Below are 4,958 nucleotides of genomic sequence, written 5' to 3' on the forward strand. Positions count from 1 at the left end.
ACGTTCGCCGAGCTGCTCGCGGTCCACGTCGGCGACCGCGACGAGTTCGACGCGTGGCTCGCGGACAGCGAGTTCGACGACGCGGCCGTGACGCAGATCGGCTCCGACAACGTCGACAACGTCGTCTGGCACCCGATCCCCTTCGCGGACGCGGTGATCGCGGCGACGTACCAAGAGGAGCCGGACGCGGCCGCCAGCACCCTCCGGCGCAACGCCTTCGGGCGCGTGTACCGCGAGGAGTTCTACGAGTCGGGCCGATAGGCCGACCGCGGCTGCGGTCGCCGACACGCCGGTCGCGAACCGCGGAGCAGCCGCTCGCCGAGACGAGCGGAGCCGCAGAATCGAACCGCCAACGCCGGTGCCGGCGCTCGCGGCGGACGGGTAGGCGCCTTACAGGCGACCGACGTTCTCGACCGTGACGGACTCGACGTCCTCGACCTGCGAGAACGCCTCTTCGACGGCCTCGGTGCCGCCCGCGCCGTCGGGGACGATAACGGTCGGGAGGAGCGCGACCAGCCCGAACGCGACGTCGTCGCGCTCGAAGCCGCGGATCTTCGCGCCCTCGGGGAGCTCCTCCTCCAGGCGGTCCTGGAGGTCGTCGAGGTCGACTTCGGGGCTGTTCGGCATGACCTTGATCTTGGCGGCGACGTCGCCCATCTTACGGCCCCCGGAACCCGCAGTCGTGGCACTCGTAGAGGTTGCTCTGCTTCCGGCACTTGGCGCACCGGTAGATGGTGGCGCCGCAGTCCGGACAGGAGAACTGCGCGGCGTTCATGCCGGACACCTGAATTCCACAGGAGACGCACTGCGGAGTCGATTGAGAGTCGCTCTGGCTCATACACGTACTCACCGGCGGCGACTTTTAACCGTTGTTCTTTTCGCCGGAACGGACCGTGCGGGCCGGTACCGTCCCGCTCGACGGAGCGCGGGGCGGCGGGTCGCGAGGACCGAACCGGGCCGTCACCCGACGATCAGCGGACCGATGAGGACGCCCATCAGGTGGACCCGCCGCGCGCCGACCCGCGGCGGAACGAGGCCCAGCGCGCCGGCGACGAGGAGCACACCGACGCCGTACGCGCCGGCGAACGCGTACGAGACGGCGGCGAGCAGTCCCAGCACGCCGACCGAGAGCCGGGTGTAGTCGGCGTTGCCGACGACCCGGAGGTACGGGTCGCCGACGAGCACGACGAGCGCGAACCCGAAGCACGCGGCGGTCGCGGCGGCGACGAGCAGCACCGGCAGTGCGAACGGCACGCCGGCCCGATCGATCGCGACGGTCACGCCCGTGCGCGGCGTTCCGAGCGCGACCAGCGCGAACAGCGCGAAGATGGTGTTCGCCGTGTTCGCGCCGCTCGTCGCCACGACGAACCCGCGGTCCGCCGACGCGCGCGGCACCGCGGGCATCGCGGCCACGGCGGCGATGGCGGCCGACACGCCCGGCACGTACCCCACCACCGCGCCGGCGAGCGACCCCGCCCCCGCGCTCGTCCCGAGGTCGCGCGCTCGCATCGCGATCCGCGGGTCCGCCTGCGGCGGGACCCCCTCGCCGCCGAGCGCCTCCACGAGGACCGGGACGCCGAAGAGTCCGGCGAACAGCGGCGCGAGGACCCCGCCGGTCGACAGCGGCGCGGCGGGGTCGGCGTCGAGCGTCGCGAACCCGAGCGCGGCGCTCGCGAGGAAGGCGACGAGCCCGCCGACCGCGGCTCGCCGCGACGACTCGGTGAGGACGAGCAGCGCGACGACGCCCCCGAGCAGCAGCGGCAGGTGCGCGCGCAGCGCCGGGTACCACCGCACCATCAGCCACGTGACCGGGACCGCCAGCGGCACCGCGAGCGCGACCGCCAGCCCGGAGCCGAGCGCGGAGAGCCGGACCGCCTCCCGACCCCGCCCCGCGATCACCAGCCTGTGGCCGGGCAGCGCCGCCACCGCGGTCGCGGCGTCGGGCACGCCGAGCGCGAGCGCGGGGACGATGTCGAGGAACGAGTGGACGACGCCCGCGCCGAGCATCGCGACGCCGACGAACAGCGGGTCGGCCGGCACCGACGGGGCGAAGCCGGCGAGAAGCAGCGCGAAGTTGTTCGCGTGGAGCCCGGGCACCAGCCCGCTCGCGGTCCCGAGCGCGACGCCGCCGAGCAGGAACGCGAGCGCGCCCGCCGCGAACGTCGGGTCGACCACCGGTCGCACGAGCGCGTCCATCGAGGCGTGATGGCCGCGGCTCCGGGCTTAAGGTGTGGGGCGCCGCGACGGGTCGCAGAATCAGTGCGAGTCGAACCGAGCGGTTACGCCGTCTGCGCGGCCTGCGACTTCTTCTGGGTGACGTAGCCGGCGATGCGGTTGCGGACGCCCTTCGACTCGACGGTCGTCAGCGCCGTGACGCTCTCCTTGTTCGTCTCGAAGTCCGTGTTGAACGAGTCGGGATACCGCTCCAGCAGGGCGTTCCCGAGCTGTTTGATGTACTTGGGTTTGATGGCCATACCGAGCGGTACCGGAGGGGCGAACTAAAAGGGTTCGTTCCGCCGCGAGCGGCCGCGAGCCGGAGTCGCGGCGGGGTTCGCCTCGTCGCGCTCCCTCCGGGTCACTCGTCGCCCGCGCGCTCGCGCCACCCGGTCGCCTCGTCGATCCGCGCGAACGCCTCGCGCTCGGCGGGGCCGCCGCAGCGCTCGACCACGTCGGCGAAGTACCGGAGGCGGTCGAGCAGCTCGCCGGTGTCGAACGCCGGCACGTCGAGCCGCGAGGCGGCCACCGTGGCGTCGACGACCGCGCCGAACCCGCGGTTCACCGTCGGCACGCGCTCGCTCACGACCGCCGACTCGACCGGCGACAGCTCCCAGGTCCGTATCGTCGTGTCGCCCTCGCTCTCGGCCGCGACCGCCTCGGCCTCGACCTCGACCCACGCGTCGGCGCTCGGGAGGACCGGGTCGTCGGCCTCGCGGACCGTGAGCGCCGCGTCGACGAACGTCCGCGGGTCGACGGTGAACTGGACCACGCCGCCGCCGCGCTCGCTGAAGTTCCGCCACGTGCGGGTGCGCCCGTAGGTGCGCGCGATGACCGGGTCCCCTGGTTCGTCCGGCGCGTGGAGCCCCAGCGCCGCGACGTTCCACCGGTCGTTCGGGCCAAGCGTCGTCACCACGGACTCGGTGACGCCGCGGAGCGCGACCGGCCAGCCGTCGGGGGCGACGCCGTCCCGACCCCTCCGACCGCCGTCGCTCACGGCGCCACCTCCGCGCCGCGCCGGAGCGCGACGAACAGCGCCGCGCACGTGAGGTCGGCGGTCGTCCCGGGGTTGATCCCCTCGTCGACGAACTCGTCCGCCAGCGACTCCGCGGCGTCGAGGTCGGCGTCGTGGACGGCGTCGGTCGGGACCGCGTCGACGCCGCCGACGGCCCCCGATACCGCCGATTCGACGCCCAGCAGCGTCACCGCCCGCTCGCTCGCCTCGCGCGCCGTCGCCGCCCCCCGCGTCGACGCGACGAGGGTGTCCGGCTCGGCGGCGAGCAGCCCCAGGAACGCCCGCGCCGCCCGGTCCGCGAGCGGTCCCTCGTCGCTCAGGATCCACTCGGCCGCGCGGAACGTCCGAGGGAACCCCTCGGTCCACTCGGCGGCGTTGCGGTCGGGGACGCGGTCGCCGGCTCCCTCGTCGTCGTCGTCGGTCCCGCCCGCCGGGTCGGCCGAGAGCGCCAGCACGTCCCGCAGGGTCGCGCCGCGATCGCGGATCGCGGGCTCCGCGTCGCTCCCGCGGCGCACGTCGAGGTCGTCCGCGCCCGGCGGCGGGTCGTCGACCGCGACGTCGACGGCCTCGAACGCGCGGTAGAAGGCGACCGCGTCCTCGACGGTCGTCGCCCGACAGAGCGCGTCGAGGCCGGCGGGCGAGAGGTCCCGGCCCGGGTCCGCGGCCGCACGCACCAGCGGGACCAGGAGCAGCAGACAGCCGAACTGGGTGTTCGTCCCGGCGCGGTCGGCCATTCCCCGCACCGCGCGCTCGAAGGCGTCGCCGACCGCGGGGCCCGCGCCCCCGGCGGTCCCCCTCGCGGCCCGTTCGAGCCCCGGGCGCGCGCCGACGGCGCCGCCGAGGAACGCCTCGAACCGCAGGTCGTCGAGGTCGCGGCGCCGGTCGACGTTCCCGGGCTTCGGCGTCCCGGCCACCTCGACGAGGAGCGCGAGCGTCGCGTCGTCGACGGGGTCGGTCACGGCGACGCCCCCGGCCCGGGCTCGGGCCCGCGGGCCTCGCGCGGGAGCCCCCCGCCCCGCCACGCCTCTACCGCGTCCGCGACGCGCGCGAGGACCGGCGGGTCCTCCGTCGGTCGCCCGACGCTCACCGCGTCGGCGCCGTGTCCCGCGTACTCGGCGACCGTCTCGCGGCCGCGGACGCCGTTGTTGGCCACGAGCGTCAGGTCGGCGAGCGCGGTCCCCTCGCCGTCCCGCGCCGCCGCCGCGTCGACCGCGGCCGCCAGGTCCGCGATCACCGCCTCCGAGTCCATCGCGTCGACGTGGAGCCAGTCCGCGCCCGCGGCCGCGACCCGCTCCGCGACCGCGACGAGGTCGACCCCGGGCACCTCGGCGCGGACCTTCACGCTCGTCGTCGCGCCCGTCTCGGCCGCGGCGGCGACGTACCGCGCGAGGCGGTCCGGCTCGCGGAGCAGCGACTCGCCGCAGCCGACCGCGCGCAGCTCCGGCTGCCGGCAGTGGGCGTTGACCTCGCAGACGGCGCCGCGGGCGGCGCAGACGCGCGCGACCTCTCGGACCGGTTCCGGCGCCGCGCTCCGGACGTTAACTCCGGGGCGGACCGGCGCGTCGGCGACCGCGTCGAGCTGGTCGGCGACGAACGCGACCGGGTCGGCGGGGAGGAACTCGGAGCGCCCGCGCGCGACGAGGTCGCGAGCGGCCGCCCGGGTGGCCGGGTCGAGCGCGACCCCGCCGAGGAGCGCGGCGTCGACGTGCTCGGCCGCGGCCCGGGCCCA

At 75.6% G+C, this 4,958-nt stretch carries 8 protein-coding genes; 1 reads left to right on the forward strand and 7 read right to left on the reverse strand.

What is annotated here, in order from left to right; all coding sequences use genetic code 11:
* Positions 1–261 (forward strand): DUF5809 family protein (locus EXE44_RS15900; RefSeq protein WP_241991846.1); only part of this gene is annotated, 261 nt, incomplete at its 5' end.
* Positions 262–390: 129 nt separating this feature from the next.
* On the opposite strand, the gene EXE44_RS15905 is transcribed toward EXE44_RS15900, so the two are convergent.
* The 7 genes from EXE44_RS15905 to EXE44_RS15935 form a co-directional block, all read right to left on the reverse strand.
* A complete protein-coding gene (locus tag EXE44_RS15905; RefSeq protein WP_053770573.1) occupies positions 391–657 on the reverse strand; it encodes an elongation factor 1-beta in 267 nt (88 codons plus the stop codon).
* A gap of 1 nt (position 658) precedes the next feature.
* A complete protein-coding gene (locus tag EXE44_RS15910) occupies positions 659–838 on the reverse strand; it encodes an HVO_2753 family zinc finger protein (protein WP_053770574.1) in 180 nt (59 codons plus the stop codon).
* 122 nt (positions 839–960) lie between these two features.
* Complete coding sequence (locus EXE44_RS15915; protein ID WP_137717915.1) at positions 961–2,196, reverse strand: tripartite tricarboxylate transporter permease; 1,236 nt, start codon at positions 2,194–2,196, stop codon at positions 961–963.
* Positions 2,197–2,279: 83 nt separating this feature from the next.
* A complete protein-coding gene (locus EXE44_RS15920) occupies positions 2,280–2,474 on the reverse strand; it encodes a 30S ribosomal protein S17e (RefSeq protein WP_137717916.1) in 195 nt (64 codons plus the stop codon).
* Positions 2,475–2,575: 101 nt separating this feature from the next.
* On the reverse strand, positions 2,576–3,211 hold the full coding sequence (locus tag EXE44_RS15925) for a DUF447 domain-containing protein (protein ID WP_137717917.1): 636 nt from the start codon (positions 3,209–3,211) through the stop codon (positions 2,576–2,578).
* The gene (locus tag EXE44_RS15930) at positions 3,208–4,188 is read right to left on the reverse strand and encodes a triphosphoribosyl-dephospho-CoA synthase (protein WP_137717918.1); all 981 of its coding nucleotides are present in this window, start codon (positions 4,186–4,188) and stop codon (positions 3,208–3,210) included. Before EXE44_RS15930 ends, EXE44_RS15925 begins: the two co-directional genes overlap by 4 nt.
* A partial coding sequence (locus EXE44_RS15935; protein ID WP_137717919.1) for a tRNA-dihydrouridine synthase occupies positions 4,185–4,958 on the reverse strand: 774 nt, incomplete at its 5' end. The genes EXE44_RS15935 and EXE44_RS15930, both read right to left, overlap by 4 nt.

This window comes from Halorubrum sp. SS7 (assembly GCF_005435055.1).
Classification (GTDB): Archaea; Halobacteriota; Halobacteria; order Halobacteriales; family Haloferacaceae; genus Halorubrum; species Halorubrum salinarum.

What these genes read in the sequence shown, in the direction of transcription:
- EXE44_RS15905 (WP_053770573.1), bottom strand. Translation starts at nt 657, where the DNA reads ATGGGCGACGTCGCCGCCAAGATCAAGGTCATGCCGAACAGCCCCGAA.
- EXE44_RS15910 (WP_053770574.1), bottom strand. Translation starts at nt 838, where the DNA reads ATGAGCCAGAGCGACTCTCAATCGACTCCGCAGTGCGTCTCCTGTGGA.
- EXE44_RS15915 (WP_137717915.1), bottom strand. Translation starts at nt 2,196, where the DNA reads ATGGACGCGCTCGTGCGACCGGTGGTCGACCCGACGTTCGCGGCGGGC.
- EXE44_RS15920 (WP_137717916.1), bottom strand. Translation starts at nt 2,474, where the DNA reads ATGGCCATCAAACCCAAGTACATCAAACAGCTCGGGAACGCCCTGCTG.